Origin of the sequence: Candidatus Merdisoma sp. JLR.KK006, assembly GCF_036941035.1 — a bacterium.
GTDB lineage: Bacteria > Bacillota > Clostridia > Lachnospirales > Lachnospiraceae > Laedolimicola.
The window spans coordinates 76903-101598 of the sequence record NZ_JAYMNS010000013.1 but is presented as its reverse complement, the minus strand read 5'-3'; the positions used below and the strand labels follow the sequence as shown (position 1 = coordinate 101598).

20 protein-coding genes and 1 pseudogene are annotated in these 24696 nt (G+C 47.1%); 3 read left to right on the top strand and 18 right to left on the bottom strand.

Features of this window, described 5'->3' with window-relative positions; genetic code table 11:
• Positions 1-87: 87 nt before the first annotated feature.
• From VSQ61_RS11950 to VSQ61_RS11915, 8 genes are all read right to left on the bottom strand, one after another.
• Entirely contained in the window at positions 88-1065 is a 978-nt protein-coding gene (locus VSQ61_RS11950) for an Rpn family recombination-promoting nuclease/putative transposase (RefSeq protein ID WP_334344652.1), read from the bottom strand.
• Positions 1066-1783: 718 nt separating this feature from the next.
• Positions 1784-2677 carry a hypothetical protein gene (locus VSQ61_RS11945; protein ID WP_334344651.1) on the bottom strand — a complete coding sequence of 298 codons (894 nt, stop codon included), beginning with the start codon at positions 2675-2677 and terminating at the stop codon, positions 1784-1786.
• 108 nt (positions 2678-2785) lie between these two features.
• Positions 2786-3493, bottom strand: coding sequence for an ABC transporter permease (locus VSQ61_RS11940; RefSeq protein ID WP_334344650.1), 708 nt, complete (start codon positions 3491-3493; stop codon positions 2786-2788).
• Positions 3477-4409, bottom strand: a complete 933-nt coding sequence (locus tag VSQ61_RS11935) for an ABC transporter ATP-binding protein (protein ID WP_334344649.1) — start codon at positions 4407-4409, stop codon at positions 3477-3479. The genes VSQ61_RS11940 and VSQ61_RS11935 overlap by 17 nt, the downstream gene beginning before the upstream one ends.
• 229 nt (positions 4410-4638) lie before the next feature.
• Complete coding sequence (locus VSQ61_RS11930; RefSeq protein ID WP_334344648.1) at positions 4639-5589, bottom strand: sensor histidine kinase; 951 nt, start codon at positions 5587-5589, stop codon at positions 4639-4641.
• Positions 5586-6287 (bottom strand): response regulator transcription factor, encoded by a 702-nt coding sequence (locus VSQ61_RS11925; protein ID WP_334344647.1) that lies wholly within the window; start codon positions 6285-6287, stop codon positions 5586-5588. The genes VSQ61_RS11930 and VSQ61_RS11925 overlap by 4 nt, the downstream gene beginning before the upstream one ends.
• Positions 6288-6444: 157 nt before the next feature.
• A complete protein-coding gene (locus tag VSQ61_RS11920) occupies positions 6445-7950 on the bottom strand; it encodes a M56 family metallopeptidase (protein ID WP_334344646.1) in 1506 nt (501 codons plus the stop codon).
• The gene (locus tag VSQ61_RS11915) at positions 7944-8351 is read right to left on the bottom strand and encodes a BlaI/MecI/CopY family transcriptional regulator (RefSeq protein ID WP_334344645.1); all 408 of its coding nucleotides are present in this window, start codon (positions 8349-8351) and stop codon (positions 7944-7946) included. Before VSQ61_RS11915 ends, VSQ61_RS11920 begins: the two co-directional genes overlap by 7 nt.
• A gap of 171 nt (positions 8352-8522) precedes the next feature.
• On the opposite strand from VSQ61_RS11915, the gene VSQ61_RS11910 reads away from it, so the two are divergent.
• Together VSQ61_RS11910 and VSQ61_RS11905 are read left to right on the top strand one after the other, a co-directional pair.
• Entirely contained in the window at positions 8523-8744 is a 222-nt protein-coding gene (locus tag VSQ61_RS11910) for a helix-turn-helix transcriptional regulator (RefSeq protein WP_334344644.1), read from the top strand.
• Between the two features lies 1 nt (position 8745).
• Positions 8746-9135, top strand: a complete 390-nt coding sequence (locus VSQ61_RS11905) for a hypothetical protein (RefSeq protein WP_334344643.1) — start codon at positions 8746-8748, stop codon at positions 9133-9135.
• Positions 9136-9373: 238 nt separating this feature from the next.
• Here the strand turns inward: VSQ61_RS11905 and VSQ61_RS11900 are convergent, their stop codons facing one another.
• Together VSQ61_RS11900 and VSQ61_RS11895 are read right to left on the bottom strand one after the other, a co-directional pair.
• On the bottom strand, positions 9374-9880 hold the full coding sequence (locus VSQ61_RS11900; protein WP_334344642.1) for a GNAT family N-acetyltransferase: 507 nt from the start codon (positions 9878-9880) through the stop codon (positions 9374-9376).
• A gap of 56 nt (positions 9881-9936) precedes the next feature.
• Entirely contained in the window at positions 9937-10311 is a 375-nt protein-coding gene (locus tag VSQ61_RS11895; protein WP_334344641.1) for a MerR family transcriptional regulator, read from the bottom strand.
• A gap of 81 nt (positions 10312-10392) precedes the next feature.
• On the opposite strand from VSQ61_RS11895, the gene VSQ61_RS11890 reads away from it, so the two are divergent.
• Positions 10393-11187: an SDR family NAD(P)-dependent oxidoreductase gene (locus VSQ61_RS11890; RefSeq protein WP_334344640.1), complete on the top strand. Its 795-nt coding sequence runs from the start codon at positions 10393-10395 to the stop codon at positions 11185-11187.
• Positions 11188-11338: 151 nt separating this feature from the next.
• Here VSQ61_RS11890 and gatB read toward each other — a convergent pair whose 3' ends face one another.
• From gatB to VSQ61_RS11850, 8 genes and pseudogenes are all read right to left on the bottom strand, one after another.
• The gene (gene gatB / locus VSQ61_RS11885; protein WP_334344639.1) at positions 11339-12769 is read right to left on the bottom strand and encodes an Asp-tRNA(Asn)/Glu-tRNA(Gln) amidotransferase subunit GatB; all 1431 of its coding nucleotides are present in this window, start codon (positions 12767-12769) and stop codon (positions 11339-11341) included.
• A gap of 131 nt (positions 12770-12900) precedes the next feature.
• A complete protein-coding gene (gatA, locus tag VSQ61_RS11880) occupies positions 12901-14370 on the bottom strand; it encodes an Asp-tRNA(Asn)/Glu-tRNA(Gln) amidotransferase subunit GatA (protein WP_334344638.1) in 1470 nt (489 codons plus the stop codon).
• Positions 14371-14402: 32 nt separating this feature from the next.
• Positions 14403-14693 carry an Asp-tRNA(Asn)/Glu-tRNA(Gln) amidotransferase subunit GatC gene (gene gatC, locus VSQ61_RS11875; RefSeq protein WP_334344637.1) on the bottom strand — a complete coding sequence of 97 codons (291 nt, stop codon included), beginning with the start codon at positions 14691-14693 and terminating at the stop codon, positions 14403-14405.
• 154 nt (positions 14694-14847) lie between these two features.
• A complete protein-coding gene (gene aspS, locus VSQ61_RS11870; protein WP_334344636.1) occupies positions 14848-16176 on the bottom strand; it encodes an aspartate--tRNA(Asn) ligase in 1329 nt (442 codons plus the stop codon).
• A 43-nt stretch (positions 16177-16219) separates the two neighbouring features.
• Positions 16220-17705 (bottom strand): annotated as a pseudogene (locus tag VSQ61_RS11865) (glutamate synthase subunit beta).
• A 4-nt stretch (positions 17706-17709) separates the two neighbouring features.
• The gene (gene gltB, locus VSQ61_RS11860; protein WP_334344635.1) at positions 17710-22269 is read right to left on the bottom strand and encodes a glutamate synthase large subunit; all 4560 of its coding nucleotides are present in this window, start codon (positions 22267-22269) and stop codon (positions 17710-17712) included.
• A 114-nt stretch (positions 22270-22383) separates the two neighbouring features.
• Positions 22384-23991, bottom strand: a complete 1608-nt coding sequence (pyrG, locus tag VSQ61_RS11855; protein WP_334344634.1) for a CTP synthase — start codon at positions 23989-23991, stop codon at positions 22384-22386.
• Positions 23992-24281: 290 nt separating this feature from the next.
• A complete protein-coding gene (locus tag VSQ61_RS11850; RefSeq protein WP_334344633.1) occupies positions 24282-24587 on the bottom strand; it encodes a hypothetical protein in 306 nt (101 codons plus the stop codon).
• Positions 24588-24696 lie beyond the last annotated feature (109 nt).

Genomic DNA, 24696 nt, shown 5'->3' with positions numbered 1-24696 from the left:
TTATTTTGCCATGGGAATATATCTTTTTTGTATCCATAGGGAGCCTTTTGTTTGTCAGCTCTGTCCTGTTATAAGAACGGAATGTGATTATGATTCAAGTCTCCAGTACCTTTTTAAATATTGTTCTGCTTCGTCTTTGGAAATGGAAAGCTTTTCAATCAGCCCGGTCAATGTATCCTCTTTTGAAAAAGAACTGCTCTGACAGATTTCTATTAATGCTTTAGCCCCTTGCTCTATACCCTCTCTACGACCTTCTTTCTTTCCTTCCTCCAGACCTTCTTCCAGCCCCTTTTTCCGCCCTTCCTCCATGCCTTTCTTCATTCCCAGCTCCAGATTATATTTCATCAGATAATTGTGGTCACGGATGGCCTTTTCACGGGCTTCATATTCCAAACGTTTCATCTCATCCCCACTAAGCTGCGTCAATCTCTCATAGGCTCTTTCGATATATGGACTTGCTTCTGCTGCCATCTCAAATTCCTCCTTATGCTCTGCATTGAAAAAACGGGCCCAGTTCAAAACCTCGGTTTCCGGATAGTTCCTCTCTTTAAGCTTGGGAAGCTCCAGAATATGTATCTCCAGCTTATCCGTATACATCCGCCGCCTGTTATCCTCCCAGAGATGGAAACGGGAATAGAATTCCTCATCCTCCGGGAAAAGAAGAAAATCCAGAATCCCTACATGGATGCATTTCTGCAGCACATCATAGCTTTCTCCCTTTTTAATCTCCCCTGTAAACATTTTAGCCAGATAGAATACGGAACGTTCCGGCCATAAAGAAAAAGGTGCAAGCTGAATCTCTAAATCCATCTGGATTCTTTCATTCAAGGAACTGTCCCCGCCCTTTGTCCTATCATAAATGTAAACCCGGATATCCAAAATCCCCAGCTTATCTTCCTCGTGTTCCCTCCTTAAATGAGTAGGAAGAAGTTCTGTCCCCTCAATCTCATCAGGCTTCACCCCCAACAATGCAGAAATAAATCCTCTACGGATCTCTGCGTCCTCCATCAGCTCCTTGAAGCAGAAATCCACCTTTGGTTTCATTAAAAATGTCTCATCACTCATACTGCTTTCTCCTTTCCTTAATTTGCACATGGTTTTTGTACATAAAGGGATACCCGCAGGGTGTTTCCTTAATTTGCACATGGTTTTTGTGCATAAAGGGATACCCGCAGGGTGTTTCCTTAGCTCTGCACATGGTCTTTGTGCATAAAGGGATACCCATAAGATATCTCCCAAGAAGAAAGATTCTGACAACAGTATGATTACTTTCATTATAAAAGATTTCCCTAATTGATACAATATCTTTCTTCTTCCTAAAATTAGTTGTCATCTTTTGGATTTTTCTGACAGAAACGTCCGAAAATTTCTTAGAATCCTTTGATGAGGTCAGTATACATGAAATGCTCTCAAATAGCAAGTTAAATTTTTCTACGGTATGTGTCAAGTAATCGTTGGGTTACTGTAAACACCATGACCGTGAACGTAACATCGTTGACACTTGTATGATAATTTGATAATTACAAGAACAATTTTCACTGGCTCTTCCCATGTTAAATATACTTAGCTGCACTCCTAATTTTCCCCGATTCCGGCCTTACTTCTGCTAAAATTAAGAGGGTGCAATATCTTTCATCCTCCAAAAGACCTTACACCCTCTTATGCAAATGCTATTTAACTGCCACAGAAACACGCTTTTTAATAACGAAAGCTATGCTTCCACTACATTTTTCAATTTTACAATTATCAAAAGCAGAATCGTAAAATCACCTTTTGAAAATTCCTACGCCAAAATATCCAATTTCTTATACTCCGCAACCCTTGCCCCTATCATCTCCCAGGTAATGTCAGATCCTGCAAACTCATAGTCGCTCCAGATTCGCTGAAGCTCAGCCTGAATCCGGGGATTTTCCTCCGGCTTGCCCATGCCGGTTCGAATGTAGTAATCCGGCATAAGAGCGCCTGCAATGATTCCTGTCTCCGGAGCAGGCGGCTCTTCCTCGTCCGCAAGGGCACAGAGCATTCCAAGATGACTGTCCAGATAGGCATCTATCTCCAGATGAATTCCCATCAGTCCGTTAAAGTCAAAAACCTGGAAAGGCGCACCGCCGGATACGGGAATCTCACTGCCCATTCCCCAGAAAGCCGGATCATCTCCCAACTGATAGAGTGCACTGCCCAGATCACGAAGCCCCTGAAACTCTTCTTTTGTAAGGGGCCCCTGAAAGGACTTTAGTACGGTATCCACTGCCCATCCAAGCTTTCCAAGCGCCTCACAGCCGGGCAGGGAAGCTAACTGTTCACCTAATCTTACCAGCCTTGCCAGAGACAGCAGGCCCCACACCCGCACCTTTTCATACCGCAGCCCCTCGGATTTTTCCTCTATCAGGGCAGGCACATCATTATATAAAAGAGGGGCATCCTCCAATTCTCCGATACGCTCGGAGCAGTCGTCCACAAGCTCTTCTCCGACTTTTTTGTAAACCTCATCTCTGGCGCTGTAGATGGTATCCGCCCGATGAAGCCACAGATTGGCTTTGTTCAGATCTCCTTCATTCAAGGCATCCACGCCTAACTGGTAATAGGCTCTCGCAAGTCCTGCCCAATCATGCTTGCGCTGGCACTCTGCCAGACGATCCTTTGGGGAACTTTCCTTTTTTCCAAACAAATTGAACATAATGATACAACTCCTTTTTGGCTTTTGTTTACAAAAGTATAATACGGCCTATTTTAACAGTCAAGATTTAAAAATAGTAATTCGTGAAAATTTGCAGACAAACAAGCATCACATCAAATCTTTCATCTCTGCTCTGTAAGTCGAAAAAAATGCAAATACCAGTGAAATTATGGTCAATATCACAGGAAATACGGCATTGTTCCTCATGGTCAGATCGCCGATATTTGCCTGTGTCAGAAAGATAAGCAAAAATGACGTAATAACGGCAGCTTTCGAGGATCTCATTTTCAGCCCCACAAAAAGGGAAATAAAGCTCATGGTAACAATAACGACGGATTTCACAATAAGCTGCATGTAAAACCCCGGACTTGCCATATCATAGTCAATGGGGAATGCCGATACCATGTACCGGCTGCCTATCCGCATACAACCGTAAATCACCAGCTTTGTCAGCGTCAATGCCCCAAAGCTAAAGATCCAGACCGCAAGCATCTGGGAAATAAGAATTTTCTGCCGTTTGATGGGATAGGAAAACATTAAATTCATTGTTTTGTTCTGATATGCGCTTACTATAAAGGAAGACAACATGGCACTGGTAAAGACGAGGAATGACATGCTTGTGAGCAGTTCAATGGATGAGGACATGTTTCCCATGCCCGGGGCCGTATCCGGCACGCCCAGTTCCGGGTCATTGGCAATTCCAAGGTAGGCAAGGGCAAAAAGAAACAGGCAGAGAATTCCGGCCAAAAGGACTGCGTTTCTTATGTATTTTCCAATATGGTTTTTCTTCCATTCCAGTTTAATTAATTTTAACATGAGCTGCCGCCTCCCCTGTCATTTTCAGAAAATAGTCTTCCAAAGTCTCGCTTTTTTTTCCAAGTGCGGTTACTTCTACTTCATTTGAAGTGAAAGCCTTTAATAGCTCCTGTGAGGAAATATGGCTGTCATAAATGCGAATCTGCCCGTCCCCGTCAATCCGAAAGTTTGCAAGGCCAAGCTTTTCAGAAAGCACGTAAGCCGCCTGCTTGGGCCTTTGCACCGACAGTTCGATATATGCCAGACTCATTTTCTCGATTTCTTTCATACCGATTTCCTTTATCATCCGCCCTTGATGAATAAGGCCGATAGTGTCAGCGATGGTTTCGATCTCAGACAGAATGTGGGTGGATATCATAATGGTAGTTCCATATTCCGTGCACAGCTTCTTAAGCAGATCCCGAATCTGCTTCATGCCTGCCGGGTCAAGCCCGTTTGCGGGCTCGTCCAGAATCAGAAGCTCCGGCTTCGTAAGAATGGCTCTTGCAATTCCCAGGCGTTCTTTCATACCCAGGGAATAATTTTTCACGGGCTTTGCCGCCGCATCTGTCAAATCCAGCAGATCCAGGGCATTTCTGATGCTTCCATGATGATAGTAGCCCATATACTCGCAATGGAGCTTCAGGTTTTCATACCCTGTCATATGCTCGTAAAAGGTAGGAAACTCAATGATGCTTCCTATGCGCTTTAATACCTCATAAGACCGTGGAGTGAGGGCTTCTCCAAAGATCGCTATGGTTCCTTTTGTGGGCTTCCACAGGTTGGCAAGCATTTTCATTACCGTAGTCTTGCCGGCCCCGTTGGGTCCAAGGAAGCCGTAGATCTCGCCTTTTTTCATGTGAAGATTTACATCTCTCACCAGTTCTTTTCCGCCTATGATCTTTGTAAGATTGTTTGTCTGTAAAATAAAAGACATATTTTCTCCTTTCCTTGATTTGCACATGTTTTTGTGCATAAAGGGATACCCGCAGGGTGTTTCCTTGATTTGCACATGCTTTTTGTGCATAAAGGGATACCCGCAGGGTGTTTCCTTGATTTGCACATGTTTTTGTGCATAAAGGGATACCCGCAGGGTGTTTCTTAACAAGTGACTCCTTACACTTATCATAATAGCAGCTCCATTTTTCAAAACTCTTGAATAAATCTTACAAATTTCTTTCGCAGCTATTTTTTAATTTCACTGTAAATACGGTTTTTTCATAGGGAATGCTCTCAAGGGAAAGCTCCCCTCCCAGCTGCAATGCCAGATTTTTAGCGATTGCCAGCCCCAATCCATTGCCCTGTACGCTGCGGCTTCGGGAATCCTCCAGGGTGAAAAGTCGATCAAACACGTGCTCTGCAAAGGCTTTTTCAATTCCTTTCCCTTTGTCAACCACATCAATGCATACATATTTTTCTTCCGTTCTAAGGAGCAGGCCCAGATATTTTCCCTCAGAGCCGTAGCGGATTACATTGGAAATAAGATTTAATAAAATACGCTCTAAAGCTTCCCGGTTTCCCTGAATGTAAACGGCAGATTCCGGCAGGCGGACATCCACCTGAAAATCCGCCTTTGTCAATATTTCGTAAAAATCCAAAATGCTTTCCCGGCAGATTTCGCAAATATCTATCCTGGAAAGCTCCAAGTCCATATCGCCTGCTTCTATTTTTGCCAGGGTAAAGAATTGGTTTATAAGCTCCATTAGGCTTCCGGCTTTTTCCTCCGTCTTTGCCAGCATTTCCTTTGTGGCTTTGCCATTCAGCCGCATGATTTCCAGATAGCCCAGGATCACTGTCATGGGTGTTTTCATGTCATGGGAAATGTTGGAGAGCATTTTTTTGGATGCCATTTCGGAACGGTTGTAGTCGGCCTTTGCTTTCCTGTGGTGTTCCAGTATGTCGTTGATTTGCGCCGCCAGTTCCTGAAGCTCGTGATTGTCCGTGAAAACCATAATGGACTCACTGCTGTCCGATGCTATGATTTCCTGTAGCTTTTTGTGAATTTCCCGTATTTTTCTCTGAGTTCCGGTACGAAATACCCATTGCTGATACAGGATGATGCCAAGGAGAACGCAAATGATAAGACACAGAAAAAACAGGACTACCCCGCCGTTCATAGGCTTTCTCCCAGCTTGTAGCCGATTCCCCAGACGGTAACTACATATTTTGGATTCCGGGAATCGTCCTCTATTTTGTTCCGCAGCCTGCTCATATGTACGTTTACGGCATTTTCATCGCCGCAATATGCGTCTTTCCAGACGAGGGAATAGATTTGTTCTTTGGTATAGACTTTTTGGGGATTTTTAAGAAGCAGTTTTAAGATTTCAAATTCTTTTGCTGTCAGATCGATTTTCTTTCCTTTTTTGGTCAGGGTGTAATCTGACAAATTCATCTGAAGTTCTCCTGCCGTAAGGATAGACGGGGCAGAAATGGCTGCATTGTCATATTGGGTGGTCCTGCGCAGGTTTGCTTTTATCCTTGCCAGAAGCTCTACCACGGAAAAGGGCTTTGTAATGTAGTCGTCCGCCCCCAGACCTAAGCCCAGCATCTTATCTCCCTCCGTATCCCTTGCAGAAAGGATTATAATGGGAACAAAGCTGGTTTTTCGGATATGCTGCATTACGTCAATACCGCTGATTTTGGGGATCATGAGATCCAAAAGCACCAGATGGCAGGGGGAAGCGTCAAACTTGTCACATGCCTCCTGACCGTCAAAAGCGCAGGTTACTTCATAGTTTTCTGCTGTCAGATAGTTTTTCAGCATTTCGCTGATTTCCCTGTCATCCTCCACCAGCAGGATTTTATATTTGTTCATGGCTGCGGTTCTCCTACTTGTATTTTTAAATTTACTGCGAAAGGCTGCCCCCCTGGGACAGCCCTTTCGTTTCTTATATGCAGATCCTCTGATTTTTATACTATCATATACCTCCCTGCTTTTCAATCCGCTCCGTAATATCTGGCTATTTTCCTGCTTATGGAAGATATTGCTCCGAAATATTTTTAATCTGCCCGTCCTCCAGTTCCATAACCCAGAGAATGGGATATTCCATATCCCGCAGATAAGTTTCAAATTCTTCCCTGTTAAGCTCTGTTACCGGATCGTGGTGATTTTTAAGGGCAGAGTAAGTACAGTCCTTATGGATGTGGAATGTGATATCGTCATTTTCTGCGTCAACAACCTCAAAGCCTGCATCCTCGTTATACTCCGGCTTCCAGTCCTCGCTTTCCATAGTTACCCAAAGCTTCCGATCCAGGGTGATGGAATCACTGTTAAATTCAGAGATATAGCCGTAGATTTGTCCGTTTTGGGGAATCTCGGCAGCAGGATCGCCGTTTTCGGCGGGAGTGCTATAAGTCTCCTCATCAATGATTTCCTCTTCTTTATCCACGGGAAGTTCTTCCGTTTTTGGCGGATTAGCTGTGTCATCCGTATCGTTGGCAGCTTCCTTTGTTACCGTACAGCCTATGAGCATTCCGAAAATGAATGTGAAAACAATGGCACACAGGAACAGGCCCGCCCCATTTTTCTTTCCCTTTTTGTCTAAAATGTTAAGAAAACGCTTTTTCATAATATCTTTCCCTCCATAAAATTGTGTTGATAAAGGAGTTTTCCTGGTACAGTGCCTGTGAAGTGTGGAAAACAGGGTTTCCGTGTATGCTTTCCGCAGGGTATAATCCCCTCCCTGCACAACGATCTCATCGCAGGACAATTCCATATCCATAAGGGCATTTCTCTGCATCAGCCAGATTAAGGGATTAAACCAGTGTACTCCATTTGCAATTACAAAAAGAAGCTTCTTGTATACATCCCTGCGTTTCAGATGAATCAACTCATGTTTTAAGATAAAATAGAGTTCCTCTGAGGTGTATTTTTCCTTTGGAAGAACCAGAACAGGCATCCGAAATCCTATGATCATAGGGCTGGATGCTCTGGGGGATTCAATTAAATCTATCATATCCACCTGTAATTCCTGTTCCAATGCCAATAGCTGCTCCCAGATCTTTTTGTCCTTTAGGGCCGATCCCCTTATTAGCAGCCATTTTTTATAATGGAGATAGCTTACCAGATGGACGGACAGAAAACACAGGCATCCGGCCAACCAGAGGAGGGCTGCGATATCCAGCAAGGTGATGGGGATATTGCTCCTTTCCGTCCGGAGCAGGATTGGTGCTGTCAATTGGGGCGGCAGTTCAACCGTCATGGGACTTAAGACCGTCTCGTCAGAAGCAATATCCGGTGAGGTTTCTTTTGAAACAGATGTGCTTGGGGACTTTCTTTGGAAAAGGGCTGTAACCGATTGTCCCTGTATTAGATGAAAGGGAATCACAAGACGCAGAGCCAGAAAGATCCAGATCCAATAGCTCCATTTGGAAGCATACCGTCTGTTTAAAAGGGGCGAAAACAGAAGCAGTACAGCGACAATCAGACTGACTGACAGGGATATTTCCAAAACGGAAAGAAACAGGTTTGTCAGCATTGCTCATCCTCCCCGGAATGCTCCGCTTCTATTTCGTCCAGAAATCTTCGAAGCTCTGTCACATCCGAATTCTTGATAGCTTTATCACTGTACAGGGCAGCTATCATATTTTGGATGGAATTGTTATACAGCTTCTCAAGAAAGTGCCTGCTGGCTTTGGCCTTATATTCATTTTCGGAAATAAGAGAGGTATAGAGATTGCTTCCTGTTGAACGGTCGCAACTTACAAATCCTTTGTTGGACAGGCGTGTTAATGAGGTCATCAGAGTGGAAAGCTGCCATTTTCTTTGCCCTTTAAGTTCTTTTAAAATGTAGTTGGAAGTGACCGGAGTTTCTTTTTTCCAGATGACCTGCATGATTTCCAGCTCGGCTTCTCCCAGCTTTTTTGTGGTATTGATCATAAAGTTTTCTCCTGGTTATACATTTGTATAATATATTATACAGCTGTATAATAAAGTTGTCAAGCGAGATAATGTCCTTGTACACGGAAAATATTGTTGACAAAAGCATATCCAAATGATAATATGAAATAAAATTCACATGAAGTTTATTTCATACATAGGAGACAAGGATTGAAAAAAGAAGTTCCTGCACTGCTATCAAACAATGTAAGAGAATGCCGAATAAAGAAACAGCTTACTCAACAGCAGCTTGCTGATTTAGTCAAGGTATCATCCAGAACGATTATTTCATTGGAAAAAGGGCAATACAATCCGTCCGTTTTACTGGCACATGAGCTGGCTAAAATATTTGGATTAAGGATTGAAGAATTATTTCATTTTGAGGAGGATTGACATGAGAAAAAGTAAGAAGATTTTTGCGTGTTTATTGATTGGTATTGGTATTCTGGCATTGCCTTTTAGTCTTATAAAGGGATTTCCTGCAGCTTTTATTGTTTCTGCCGGTTCTGCCCTCATAGCTTATGGCATTGTGGATTTTCTGTTTGAACACTTTGTCCATAAAATTGGTCGTGCCAGAATCATGGATGAGGATGAAAGGAATGTGCTTATTAACGGCAAAGCATATACTCTTGTATCTGAATTTGCCAATATAGGTTTTATTGTTCTTGCTTTGTATTCTGCCATCTGCAAAGCAGATATGGCAGGCTGCATGATTGCCATAAGTATCTTTTTGCTAAGCCAAGTCGTTTATGTGGTTTGTTTTAAATATTTTGACAGACATTAACCGAAGAAAGGTGACAGACAATATGCAATGATCTCCAATTTGTAGTTTTGTGGATTTACCTGTATACTGTGGTTGAAAAACATCAAAGATAACAGGGATTACCGTATACACATGGAGGTCATATCCGATTACTGATTCTTCTGTTATCTGCCAACTGTCTGCTCTTTTTCATGTGGCATAAATATGGAGTTTTTCTGTTGCTCCCCAATCGTCCGTCCTTTTACATACGGCATACATATCAGTTCAGATCCTTTTTATAAATCTCCAATTCATAAGTTTTCCCAGTGCATGAGTCTGTCTTCTGCTCCGAATACTGATAAGTCAGTCCGCAGGACAATGCCAGAGCCTTTGAAGCAAGATTCCCTGCCCGTGTAGAATAATAAAATTCCTGCCCGCCTAAAGAAACACAGTATTCCATCAATAAACACAGTATTTGCTTCCCATATCCCTTTCCCACATACTCCGGCCCCAAAGCAATACCAGTCTCATGATAAATATGCGGCTCTGTTTCCTCCACTCCTGCAAAACCAATGGCCTGCCCGCTGTCTCTCTCATAGATCAGCCATGCATCATGGGTCCCCTGCCATGTGATTGTCCTACGTATCCTCTCCCTGGCTTCATCCTCATTTACCGTCACTTTCCATACCATATACTCTGCCGTCTCCGGCCTGGACCAGACATTATGGTATATAGATCTCCAATCCTCATATTTTGCTTTCCCAAGAATAAGATCTTCTGTCTCCATCCTGCTATTATCCTCATAAATGGCTCAGTCTTCGTAATCAAAAGTATTTCCCAGAATCATGTTTCCTTTGTAATACATCCAATTTCCCGCCGATAAAATTCAATCTTTTCGTCTAATTTATTCATGTGTTCTTGTAATTGATTGATTTGTTCACCCAGAGCTTTTCGGTGAGAAATGAGCATTTCCATTCTTGCAGGCAAAGTAGGTTCACCTTTTGCACGCAATTCAGCGTAATGCCGGATTTCTTTGATTGGCATACCCGTGTCTTTTAACCGCTTGATAAAATCAATCCAGGCCAGATCCCGATCCGTATAGCAACGGCGGTTGCCGGAATTACGCCCTGGTGTGATTAAATGTTCCTGCTCATAGTAACGCAAGGTATGTATGCCTAAACCTGTCAGCTTTGAAAATTCACCTATGGAATATTTCAAAAAATCACTTCCCATCTCTTGACATAGAGTTCACTCTACATTGTATGCTTGCATTATATCAAAAACGGGGAGGTTTTGTAAATGATTCACAACACAGAAAAATATACCGTAATCACCGGAGCAAGTTCAGGTATCGGGTATGAAGCGGCAAAGGCATTTGCAGGACGTGGCAGTCATCTGATTTTAGCAGCCCGCAGAAAAGACAGACTCGAAGCATTAAAACAGGAAATCTTATCTTGCTATCCGGCATTGAATATTATAATCAAGGCTACGGACTTATCCATTCCAGACAATGTTTTTCGGCTGTATGAAGAAATTAAGAAGTATCCGTTGCAGACATGGATTAACAGTGCCGGTTTTGGAAACTACGACACCGTAAGTCATCAGGACTTGAACAAAATCACACAAATGCTTCACTTAAACGTGGAAGCCCTCACGGTTTTTTCTTCACTGTTTGTGCGGGATTTCAAAGATGTAGAGGGAACACAGCTTATCAATATTTCTTCTGCCGGCGGCTATACGATCGTACCTGCAGCTATTACTTATTGTGCGTCCAAATTTTATGTCAGCACATTTACCGAGGGATTGGCATGGGAATTAAAGGAAAATGACTGCAAAATGCAGGCAAAAGTATTAGCTCCGGCAGCAACTAAGACGGAATTCGGAAAAGTCGCTAATCATGTAACCGAATATGATTATGATAAGGTCTTTGGCACATATCATACCGGTACACAGGTGGCCGAATTTTTGCTTAAACTTTATGATAGCGACAAAGTGGTAGGTGTAGTGAACAGAGAAAATTTTGTATTCGAGCTTAAAGAGCCACAATTTGATTATGCCGGGAACTCAAATCGTAATCAAAAAATGGACAAATAAAAAATCTATACCGGAAACCGCAAGACCACCATCATATGGGGCTGTCTTATTTCCTGACAGCCCCATAACATTTCTATCCCGCATATTCTGCTGTTTCACATAAACAGTCCGGTCACAACCAGACACCGCCCTGTCTCAGTTCAAAAACTCCCTAAATCCGCCCCCTCAAAGCTTCATTCACTTTCCCGGGATCCGCCTTACCTTTCATCTTCTTCATCACCTGTCCAACCAGGAAACCAAAGACTTTCTCCTTACCGCTGTGGAATTCCTCCACAACTTTCGGATTCTCCGCCAAAACCTCATCCACCGCCGTAAGAAGTGCATCGTCATCCGTAATCACTTTCATTCCATGCTCTTCCATATAAGCGGCAGGCTCCACATCCGCTTCCAGAATCTGCTCAAATACAAGACGTGCATTGCCATGATTGATTTCACCATGCTCCACGGCCAGAATCAGATCCGACAGATGCTCCGGTGTAAAGGAAAGCTCCTCCGGCTCCATCCCTTTCTCTTTTAAGATTCGTAAGCCCTCTCCCATCAGCCAGTTGGCCGTCTTCTTGGGATGACCGCTAAGCCTTGCCACATCCTCAAATATATCCGCCAAATGCCTGGACTGTGTTAGAATCCCCGCATCATACTCCGGCAAACCATACTCCTTTTGAAACCTCTTCTCCCGTTCCTCCTGAAATTCCGGCTGCAAATCCCGAAGTTCCTCAAGCCAGGCATCTGAGATCACCACCGGCTGCAAATCCGGATCCGGAAAATACCGGTAATCCTTGGCATCCTCCTTGGAACGCATCCCATAGGAGGATTCCTTATTGTCATCCCAACGCCGTGTCTCCTGCACCACCTCCCGGTGCTCCGTGAGAAGCTCAATCTGACGTTCCCTCTCCCCCTCAATGGCATGGGTAATGGCCTTAAAGGAATTCAGGTTCTTCATCTCCGTTCGAGTGCCAAGCTTCTGGCTTCCCACCTCCCTGACGGAAAGATTCACATCCGCACGCATGGAACCCTCCTGAAGCTTGCAGTCCGAAACTCCAAGATACCGGCAGAGCATCCGAAGCTTCTCAAGATAAGCAATCACCTCGTCCGCCGTTCGCATATCCGGCTCTGACACGATCTCAAGGAGGGGCACGCCGCTTCGGTTATAATCAACCAAAGAAGAATCCTCCCACTCGTCATGGACCAGTTTTCCGGCATCCTCCTCCATATGCATCTCGTGAATCCGAACTTTCTTTTTCTCACCGGAAACAGCAATTTCCAGGTATCCGTCATGGCAGATTGGCAGGTAAAGCTGAGAGATCTGGTAATTCTGCGGATTGTCCGGATAAAAATAATTCTTCCGGTCAAACTGGCAGTTCTGATTGATCTGACAGTTTAAAGCAAGGCCCAGCTTTAAGGCATATTCCACCACCTTTTTATTCAAAACCGGAAGAGAACCCGGCATTCCTGTACACACCGGACAAGTATGGGTATTGGGCCTGCCGCCAAACTTTGTGGAACAGCCGCAGAAAATCTTCGTAGCCGTAGACAGCTCCACATGAACCTCCAGGCCTATCACTGTCTCATATTGCTTTGCCATAAAAAATGCCTCCTATTTATAGTTCCGCAATATCCTGCCAGTACACCCTTGTATAGAAGAATTTCCGGCCACAAATACATGTGTCCGTAATTTCTTCTGTGCACTGACAGGATATTGCTGTTAAAGTCCCGTTATAGTTCCGCCGTATCCCAGGCCGCAGGAAATGCTCCCCGAAGTGCTTCGTAGGCCGCTGCTGCCTTTAATATCTTCTTTTCCTGGAAGAGGTCTCCGATCACCTGCATGCCAATAGGCAGTCCCTTGCTGTCCATTCCGCAGGGTACGCTGATAGCAGGAAGACCGCACAGATTCACGGCCACCGTATCAATGTCGCTAAGGTACATCTTAAGGGGATCCGATAAGCTGATCCCCACCTTGGGAGCCGTAGACGGTGCTGCCGGGGCCAGAATGCAGTCATACTGCTCAAAGGCTTTATCAAACTCCTGCTTAATAAGAGCCTTTGCCTTTAAGGCTTTCAGATAATAAGCATCATAATAGCCGGAGCTAAGCACAAAGGATCCCAGAAGAATCCGACGCTTTACCTCCGCACCGAAGCCCTCCTGACGGCTTTTCCGGTACATCTCATGAAGCTCTGTTGCATCCTTGCTTCGGTGGCCGTATTTTACACCGTCAAACCGTTCCAGATTGGAGCTGGCTTCCGCACAGGCAATAATATAGTAAGCAGGAATCAGATAATCCGTAAGCCCCAGAGAAAACGTCTCCACCTGTGCTCCGTTTTCTTTCATTACCTGTGCTGCGTCCAGAATCGCTTTCTTTACTTCTGCGTCAATGCCATCCGCCAGTTCCTCCGGAATTCCGATTCGCATTCCCCGTAAGCTGCCGGAAACCAGGTCTTTCCCATTTTCCAAAGGATGATTGCTGCTGGTACTGTCCTTTGCATCTTTCCCGGCTATCATTTCAAACAGTGCCGCACAATCACCCACGGTCTTCCCCACAGGACCAATCTGATCCAGGGAGGATGCAAAAGCGATCAGTCCATAGCGTGACACACGTCCATAGGTAGGCTTCAGCCCACATACGCCGCAATAAGAAGAGGGCTGGCGAATAGAACCTCCCGTATCCGATCCCAGAGCCAGGGGAGTTTCCCCGGCAGCAACCGCCGCACAGGAGCCGCCTGAGGAACCGCCCGGTACATGGTTCTTGTTCCAGGGATTTACCGTTATCTGAAAATAAGAGGTCTCTGTGGTGCTCCCCATGGCAAACTCATCCATATTGGTCTTTCCCAGCAGAATCATTCCCTCTGCTTCCATCCGCATTACTGCTTCCGCATCATAGGCAGGGACAAAATCCTCCAGCATTTTGGATGCACAGGTAGTAGGAAGACCCTTGGTGCAGATATTATCCTTGACCGCCACCGGAACACCGGCTAAAGGCCCCGTATAACGGCCCTCCCGAATTCCGGTCTCCACCTCCGTGATACGCTCCTCCAGTCTGTTTTCATTGAGAGCCAGAAAAGCATGAATCGTCGGATCTATTTCTTTGATTCGTTCCATATAAGAAAGGGCAACATCCCTCACCTTAAGATCGCCGGTTCGGATCTTCTGCCCCAGCTCCAGGGCAGACATATGAAAAAGCTGTTCCATACTAAGTACCTCCTATTCCAGTTCCGTAATATCTAAAAGGTTTTCGGCACCATATACTGTCCGTCCTTGCTCCTCGGTGCGTTGGACATGGCATCCGCAAGACCGTCTCCATTCGTCACCGCATCCTCCCGAAACACATTGGTTTCCTGCAAAATATGAACCAAAGGAGCCGCTTTCTCCGTATCCAGTTCATTCAGCTTCTCCACATAATTCAGGATCTGCTCCATTTCCTCCCGGACTTTCTCACGCTCTTTTGGTTCAAGGGTCAGCTTTGCCAGAAGTTCCACATTATCCATCGTTGCATCATCAATTCTTCTGCCCATAGTATGCTCCTATTTCAATCTACATCTTTTACAGCCGCAAGGTCTTTGACTATATCATTTGGCAAATATTCCAGCCTTATACCAAAATTTGAGCCAACATAAAGCCAAATCCTTTGCAGCAAGCAGCAGGATATTTGCTCCTCGTCCGCAGGAATCAAGGCTCCAGCCTGGTCATATCCCTGGGAAAGAGACAGGCTTCTCTCACATTCTCTTCACCCAAAAGCTGCATCGTAAGCCGTTCCAGGCCAATTCCAAGCCCTCCATGGGGCGGCATTCCGTAACGGAACGTATCCAGATACTGCTCCAGGCCATCCTCCGTCATACCACGCTTCTTTAGCTTCTCCGTCAAAGCCTGCCAGTCATGAATACGCTGTCCCCCAGTGGTAATCTCCAATCCCTTATACAAAAGATCAAAGCTCAGGGTAAACCGTTCATCCTCCGGATCATCCATGGCATAAAAAGGCCGCTTTTTCGATGGATAATGGGTCACAAACACAAAATCCGCATCATACTCTTCCTTAAAGTACCGCCCAATCAGCTCTTCTTCCTCCGGCTCCAGATCAAAGGGATTGCGAATCCTGTGATGATACTTCTCTGCAATCAACTCTTTCGCCTTGTCAAACCGCACATAAGGAATCCGATCCGTCCCCGGCAGCTCCACCTTAAGCAAGCTTAATTCCTTTTCATACTCCCTCTTAAGAAGCCCAAACGTATACCGGAGAAATTCCGTCTCCATCTCACAGATATCCAAAAAGCCATCAATATAACCCATCTCAAAATCCAGGCTGGTATATTCATTCAAATGCCGTCTCGTATTGTGCTTCTCCGCACGAAAAACAGGTCCCGTCTCAAAGACCCGGTCAAAAACACCAACCATCATCTGCTTATAAAGCTGGGGACTCTGTTGAAGCACCGCCGGCCGGTGAAAATAAGACAGCTTAAAAAGATTTGCACCACCCTCAGCACTCTTAGCCCCCACCTTAGGCGTATGAATCTCCGTAAAGCCCTGGCCATAAAGGAAGTCCCGAAAGCCCCTTACAAGCCCCTCCTGAATCCGAAACTTCGCCCTCTCCCGAACATTCCGCAGCGACAAAGACCTCCGGTTCAGCTTAGCTTCCAAAGAAGTATTCAGCTTCCACTTATCAATGGGAAGCGGCAAAGGCCCCGCCGAATGGGAAAGATGGAAAACACTCACAAGCCGAAGCTCCCGGCCATAAGGTGCCCGTTCCTCCTTTTTCACCGTCCCGGTAACCCGGACAAAATCCCCCTCCCGAATCTCCGACAGAGCAATCCCCGTCTTCCCTTTCTCCAAAACCGTCTGGATAAGTCCCTCTCGCCGCCGCAAAACCACAAAAGCAATCTCACCCATATCACGAACACTGTGAACGGCACCCTCCAAAACCAGCACCGCACCCTCATCCGCCAAAAGAAAGTCCTCCAAATCCCCGGCCACTTTCTTCCTCACAACCTCAATAAAATCCATAGATAAATCTCCCCTTTAAAAAATCAATCCAAATACAATGTCTTCAAAGATTCGTATAATCCATCAACGACTCATCCACAGCCCGGGCAGCCTGCCTGCCCTCCTGGATCGCCCAAACCACCAGCGACTGCCCCCGATGCATATCCCCGGCCGCAAAGACCCCCGGCACACTCGTCTCATACCCTCCGGCATCCGTCTTCACATTGGTCCTCGGATCCACCTCAACCCCAAAAGCATCCGTCACATAAGCCTGGCTCCCCAGAAATCCTGCCGCAATCAGCACCAGCTCCGCCGGAATCGTCTGCTCGCTTCCCTCCACGGGAACCATCATCATCCTCCCGGACTTCTCATCCTTTTTCGGCTCCAGATTCACAATCACCGCTTTCTTCACATTCCCGTTTTTATCTTTCAAAAACTCTTTCACCGTAGTCTGATAAATCCTGGGGTCATGCCCAAAAACCGCAATGGCTTCCTCCTGGCCGTAATCCGTCTTTAAGACCCTGGGCCACTGGGGCCAGGGATTGGAAGCACTTCTCGTCTCTCCGGGTTTTGGCATCATCTCAAGCTGCGTCACCGACTTAGCCCCAAGCCGAATGGAAGTCCCCACACAGTCATTTCCCGTATCGCCGCCGCCAATCACCAGCACATGCTTTCCCTGAGCACTCACATAAGCCTTATCTTTCAAATTCGAATCCAGCAGACTCTTCGTCACAGAAGTAAGAAAATCAACGGCAAAATAAATATTTCCACTATCCCGCCCGGGCACATTGATATCCCGGGGATTGGCAGCACCGCAGGCCAGCAAAATCCGATCAAAATTCTGCTTCAGTTCCTCAGGGGAAATATCCTTTCCCACATCCACATTGGTCTCAAATACAACCCCCCTCCGCTTTCATAAGCTCGATCCGCCGATCCAGAATCTTTTTATCCAGCTTCATATTGGGAATCCCATACCGCAAAAGGCCGCCGATGCGATCACGCCGTTCATACACCGTCACCAGATGCCCCCGGCGGTTGAGCTGCTGAGCCGCAGAAAGTCCCGAGGGACCGCTTCCCACAATGGCAACCCGCTTTCCCGTCCGCACCCTGGGCGGTCTTGGAACCACCCAGCCGTTCTCGTAGGCATGCTCAATAATGGCCCGTTCATTTTCCTTAACAGACACAGGCTCCCCGTTCACATTGCAGGTACAGGCCGCCTCACAGAGGGCCGGACACACCCGGCAGGTAAATTCCGGAAAGCAGTGGGTCTTGCTAAGACGCTCATAAGCCTGCTTCCAGTTCCCGGTGTACACCAGATCATTGGTCTCCGGAATCAGATTGTGCAGAGGACAGCCGGAAGCCATGCCTGCCAGCATCTCCCCGTTCTGACAAAAGGGAACTCCGCATTCCATGCACCTGGCCCCCTGTCTCTCCTGTGCTTCCAGGGAAAGGGGCGTGCGGAACTCCCGGAAATGGCGGATTCGCTCCAGAGGATCTTCCACCTGTGCCGTTTCTCTCTCATACTCCAAAAATCCTGTGGCTTTTCCCATTTGCTTATTCCTCCGTTTCCTTATTCTGGAAGCTCTCATAAAAGGCTTCCATCTGTGCCTGCTGGGTGCTCATGCCCTTTTCCTCCAGCTTGGAGGACAGAGCAATCATTCTCTTATAATCATAGGGAATAATCTTCTTAAACCTGGGAAGATATTCCTCAAACCTGGAAAGAATCTGGCTTCCCCGCTCAGAGCCTGTAGACGCCACATGCTCCTCGATCAGGGTCTTTAATTCCTGTACATCATACTTATTTTCCACCTTTTCAATGGAAATCATGTCTTTATTCAGGTTCCGGTAAAGATGGCTGTCTTCATCCAGCACATAGGCAATACCGCCACTCATGCCTGCGGCAAAGTTTTTCCCGGTTCTTCCAAGAACCACCACCCGGCCGCCGGTCATATATTCACAGCCATGCTCGCCCACACCCTCGACTACCGCATATGCACCGGAATTACGCACGGCAAACCGTTCTCCGGCCACGCCATTGATAAATACCTTTCCGCTGGTTGCACCGTACAGTGCCACATTTCCCGCAATGATATTTTCCTCCGCCTTATAACCACGGTTCTTAGGCGGATAAATCACAAGCTTCCCGCCGGAAAGTCCCTTTCCATAGTAGTCATTGGTATCCCCGCAGAGGGTCAGGGTCAGGCCCTTAGGGATAAAGGCTCCAAAGCTCTGTCCGCCCGTTCCCGTACATGACACCGTAATGGTATCTTCCGGCAGACCCTCCTTGTGGCATCTGGTAATCTCTGCACCAAGAATGGTTCCAAAGGCACGATCCGTATTTCCCACTTTCAGATCAACGGAAGCTTTCGAACCCTTTTCCACCGCTGATTTCAGCTTTTTCAGCAAAATACGCTCATCCAATGTACGCTCCAACTGGAAGTCATAAACCTTAGAGGGTGTAAAGGTTACAGAAGCTTCCTCTTTTCCAAATGGATTGTTTAAAATCTCACTTAAGTCCAGCCTGGAAGCCATGGGAGAAGCAGTATGTTCCTTTTCCCTTAAGAGATCGGTTCTTCCCACCATCTCGTCAATGGTCCGCAGGCCAAGCCTTGCCATATATTCCCGAAGCTCTCTTGCAATAAACCGCATAAAGTTCTCCACATATTCCGGTTTTCCCTTGAAACGCTTCCGAAGCTCGGGATTCTGAGTTGCCACGCCCACCGGGCAGGTATCCAGATTGCAGACACGCATCATCACGCAGCCCATGGTCACCAGGGGTGCCGTGGCAAAGCCGAATTCCTCCGCACCCAAAAGGGCCGCAATGGCCACATCCCGGCCACTCATAAGCTTCCCGTCTGTCTCAATGCGGACCCGGTTTCTAAGGCCGTTCTTTAACAGGGTCTGGTGGGTCTCCGCAAGGCCAAGCTCCCAGGGCAGCCCTGCATTGTGGATGGAGCTCTCCGGTGCGGCTCCCGTACCTCCGTCATAGCCGGAAATCAAGATAACCTGTGCACCGGCCTTTGCCACACCGGCAGCCACGGTTCCCACACCAGCTTCTGACACCAGCTTTACAGAAATATCCGCATATTTATTGGCATTTTTCAGATCATAGATAAGCTGTGCCAAATCTTCTATGGAGTAAATATCATGGTGGGGCGGCGGAGAAATCAGGCTCACGCCGGGGGTGGAATGCCTTGTCTTCGCAATCCAGGGATACACCTTTTTGGCCGGAAGATGTCCGCCCTCCCCAGGCTTTGCCCCCTGTGCCATCTTAATCTGAATCTCACGGGCACTGACCAGATAGCGGCTTGTAACACCGAAACGTCCCGATGCCACTTGTTTGATTGCCGAGCAGCGATCCTCCGGACTTCCTGCGGAGTCCAGACGCTCGTCGCTCTCTCCGCCCTCCCCGGTATTGGATTTTCCGTGAAGATGGTTCATAGCGACAGCCAGCGTCTCATGGGCTTCCTGAGAAATGGATCCATAGGACATGGCACCCGTCTTAAATCGCTTTACAATCTCTTCTACCGGCTCCACCTCTTCCAGTGGAATGGGATTTTCCGGATAGCAGAAGTCCATCATGCTTCGCAGGTAGCCGCTTTGCTCCCGATCCACCTTGCCGGTGTACTCCTTGAACAATTCATAGTTTCCCGTCCATGCGGACTGCTGCAGAAGATGAATCGTCTCCGGATTATAGCGGTGTTCTTCCCCACCGCTTCTTCTCTTATGCTTCCCCAGGCTGTCTAAGGTAAGGTCCGTCTCAAGTCCCAGAGGATCAAAGGCTTTCGTATGATAATAGTCTACCTGTGCCGCAATGTCCTCTATGCCGATGCCGCCTACCCGGCTTACGGTTCCGGAAAAATATTTCGTAATCACTTCCTCGGAAATGCCGATGGCTTCAAAGATCTTGGCTCCCTGATAGGATTGAATGGTGGAAATCCCCATTTTGGATGCAATCTTCACAATTCCGTGAAGAACGGCGGAATTGTAATCGTTAATGGCGGCATAGTAATCCTTGCCGAGCAGATTTTCCTCAATAAGCTCTCCAATGGTGTCCAGTGCCAGATAGGGATTGACCGCACAGGCACCATAGCCCAGCAGCGTGGCAAAATGATGCACCTCTCTGGGTTCGCCAGATTCCAGAATCAGAGCCAGGGAGGTCTGCTTCTTTGTATTTACCAGATGCTGATGAACGGCGGACACGGCCAGCAGGGAGGGAATGGGCATATGGTTCTCATCCACGCCCCGATCCGACAGCACGAGAATATTGGCCCCGTCCTTATAGGCCTTGTCAACCTCCACAAAGAGCCGGTCAATGGCCCGGTCAAGCCGTGTGCTCTTGTAATAGGTAATGGGAACGACTGCAACCTGGAATCCGTCCTTTTTCATGTGCTTGATTTTCAGCATATCCGTATTGGTCAAAATCGGATTGTTAATCTTTAAGACCTGGCAGTTTTCCGCCTTTTCTTCCAGAAGATTTCCTTTCTTTCCCACATACACGGTGGTGCTGGTTACGATTTCCTCCCGGATGGCGTCAATGGGAGGATTGGTTACCTGGGCGAAAAGCTGCTTAAAGTAATCAAAGAGGGGACGCTTTTTCCCGGAAAGGACCGCCAGAGGGGTGTCCACGCCCATAGAAGCGATTCCCTCTCCGCCGTTTAGAGCCATGTTCCGAATGGAGTTTTTATATTCCTCATAGGTATATCCAAAGGCTTTCTGAAGCTGCTTTCTCTTGGTGGAATCGTAAGTTTCTACCGAAATATTGGGAATCTTCAGGTCTTTCAGCTCCACCAGGTTTTGATCCAGCCATTCCCCGTAGGGCTGGTTGGTGGTGTAGATCTCCTTTAATTCCTCATCCTGGAGAATCTCTCCCTTAAGGGTGTCTACCAGAAGCATTTTTCCCGGATGAAGCCGTTCCTTTAATACGATCTCTTCCTCGGGAACCTCCAGAACTCCTACCTCGGAGGAAAGGATGAGATCGCCGTTTTTCAGCACATAGTAGCGGGAGGGCCTTAAGCCGTTCCGGTCCAGAACTGCTCCCAGACGATCGCCGTCGGAAAATACAATGGATGCGGGTCCGTCCCATGGCTCCATCATGGTTGCGTAATACTGATAGAAATCACGCTCATCCTGGGAAAGGGTCTTGTTGTTGCTCCATGGCTCGGGAATGGCGATCATGACGGCCAGGGGCAGATCCATTCCACTCATAACGAGGAATTCCAGGGTGTTGTCAAGCATGGCGGAATCGGAGCCGTCGGTATTGACCACCGGAAGTACCTTGTGAAGCTCGCCCTTTAAATGGCCGGACTCCATGGTTTCCTCCCTGGCAAGCATCTTGTCCGCATTGCCCCGGATGGTGTTGATCTCGCCGTTGTGGACCATGAAACGATTGGGATGTGCTCTCTCCCAGCTTGGGTTGGTGTTGGTGCTGAACCGGGAGTGTACCATGGCTATGGCGGATTCGTAGTCCTGGTCCTGGAGATCTCCGAAGAATGTGCGGAGCTGCCCCACCAGGAACATGCCCTTGTAGACGATGGTGCGGCTGGACATGGACACCACATAGGTGTTGTCGTTGCTCTGCTCGAATACCCGCCTTGCTATGTAGAGCTTGCGGTCAAATTCCAGGCCCTTTTCTACGTTTCCCGGCTTTTTGATAAATGCCTGGACGATATGGGGCATGCATTCCCTGGCCGCATGGCCTAAGACCTGGGGATAGACGGGAACCTCACGGAAGCCCAGAAGCTCCAGGCCCTCTTTTTCCACGATGATCTCAAACATCTTTTTTGCCTGGTTCCGCTTTAGTTCGTTCTGGGGGAAGAAAAGCTGGGCGATGCCGTATTCCCGTTCTTCTCCCAGGGATATTCCTTCTTCCGTGCAGACTCTTTTGAAGAAGCGGTGAGAGATCTGAAGCAGGATGCCTACGCCGTCTCCGGTCTTCCCCTCTGCGTCCTTTCCGGCACGGTGCTCCAGGTTTTCTACGATGCGGAGGGCGTTTTCTACGGTTTTGTGGCTCTTTAGACCTTTGCTGTTCACGATGGCACCGATGCCGCAGTTGTCGTGTTCAAATTGCTGCCGGTATAAGCCTTGATTTTCTTTTTTTTCTCTCTCTTTCATAATCTCTCTCCTCTGGTTTTGGGAAGTGACACGATTTTCCTGTGCCGGTTTTGGGATATGGTAGTTTTTTCAGACTTCTGCTTTGGGCTTTTTCCTGAAAATGCGGTGGTGCTTTTATTGCTGGCTGCATGTAACTGCTGCATGAATCAGTCCCTTGAATAGTGGGTGTGCCCGGTTGGGTCTTGATTTTAGCTCCGGATGGCCCTGGGTGCCTATGAAGTAGGGGTGATCTTTTAGTTCCATCATTTCTACGATTCTTCCGTCCGGGGATAAGCCTGACAGGATCATGCCGTGTTCCTCAAGTCTCTCCCGGTAGGCATTGTTTACCTCGTATCGGTGGCGGTGGCGTTCGCTGATTTCTCTTTTTTTATAAAGGTTTTCTGCAAGGCTTCCCTCTTTTAGAATGCAGGGGTAGGCTCCCAGACGCAGGGTTCCGCCTATGTCCACTACTCCGTCCTGATCCGGCATCAGGGTGATGATTGGATGCTGGGTATTGGGATTTAGCTCGATGCTGTTGGCATCGGGATAATTCAGTACGTGCCGGGCGTATTCCACAATGGCCATCTGCATTCCAAGGCAAATGCCAAGGAACGGAATTTTCTTTTCTCTTGCGTACCGGATGGCTGTGATCTTTCCCTCCGTTCCTCTGGTTCCGAAGCCGCCGGGAACAAGGATTCCCTGTACACCTTTTAACATCACGTCTGCGTTTTCGCCCCTTAACTCTTCGGAATCAATCCACCGGAGCTTTACGTCCGCCCGTTCGGAGATCCCTCCGTGCTTTAGTGCTTCTACCACGCTTAGGTAGGCGTCATGAAGCTGAATGTATTTTCCTACGATGGCAATCTCGACTTCGTGTATGGGATTTCTAAGGTTGTGAACCATGGCTTTCCAGTCGGTGAGATCCGGTTCCGGGCAGGGAAGCTTTAAGGATTCGCATACGACTTTTGCAAGGTGTTCTTCTTCCATGGCAAGGGGGGCTTCGTAAAGGTATTCTACATCTATGTTTTGAAGTACATGATCCTTGGGTACGTTGCAGAACAAGGCTATCTTGGCTTTCAGCTCCTCGGGGATCATATGCTCGCTCCGGCATACCAGAATGTCCGGCCACAGGCCCATGGACTGAAGCTCCTTGACGCTCTGCTGGGTGGGCTTGCTTTTCAATTCCCCGGATGCTTTCAGATAGGGGATCAGGGTTACGTGGATCAAAATGGCATTTTCATGGCCGATCTCATGCTGGAACTGGCGGATGGCCTCTAAGAAAGGCTGGCTCTCAATGTCTCCTACGGTTCCTCCCACTTCGATTATGGCGATTCGGGTTTGTTCCTGGCTCTCTTCATGATAGAAACGGCTCTTAATCTCGTTGGTAATATGGGGAATGACCTGTACGGTTCCCCCGCCGTAGTCACCTCTTCGCTCCTTGTGAAGCACGGACCAGTATATCTTTCCCGTGGTCACGTTGGAATTCTGATCCAGGCATTCATCGATAAAGCGTTCGTAATGCCCCAGATCCAGGTCGGTCTCCGTGCCGTCATCAGTTACAAAGACCTCCCCGTGCTGAATGGGATTCATGGTCCCCGGGTCCACATTGATGTATGGATCGAATTTCTGCATGGTCACTTGATATCCTCTGGCCTTTAAGAGCCTGCCCAGAGAAGCTGCGGTGATTCCCTTTCCCAGACCGGAAACCACACCGCCGGTGACAAAGACGTATTTTACTGCCATTTTCCTTATCCCTCCCAGATAAATCGTAAAAGGAGCCAGAAACCCAAATGGGTTCCTGACTCCTTTGTCAGTAATTTCTTATTTATCGTTCTATTATCTACCTTGAGTTTTGATTTGTCAACTGTTTTTTTATCAAAGTCAGGTATTTTACACACCTGATTCAGCTTTTATTCCGCCGCCCTTAAGCTGTTCCAGTATAGATGCAATCCTCTTGGTATATGCATATTCCTCCTCATAAAAATGCTTTGTCTCCCATAAGCTGGCTCCATGCACAGAGCATCGTCCATTTTCTATGGCAAAAATGTATGCCCTTTTTCTTTTTCCTTATTGCTGCCGCTAAATGCCCGAACCTGATCTCGCAACAATGCTTGCTGTATCTCTTTTTGATATGCTTCCATTGCTTTTTTCGCTTCCTGCCCGGAAGCCGTTCCAATGCCCTTATCCTGTTCTTTTTCGGCACTCTTTTTTTCACTGGCAAGAGTGCTGGAAAAGCTTTCTTTTGCTGTTTCCGTAAAGCTTTTTCCCTGCTTCTTTTCCATATTTTTCATAAAGCCCGCTGTGTAGCTGTTTCTGCTCTGATTTTCTACGATATTCATAATCTCTCCTTTTGATTCTTGTTTACATTGATTTTCAGATGCAATTACTCTGTCATTCATAATTGCTGCTATTTCTGTTAAAGTCCATAGCTTAAAATAAACCTATTAA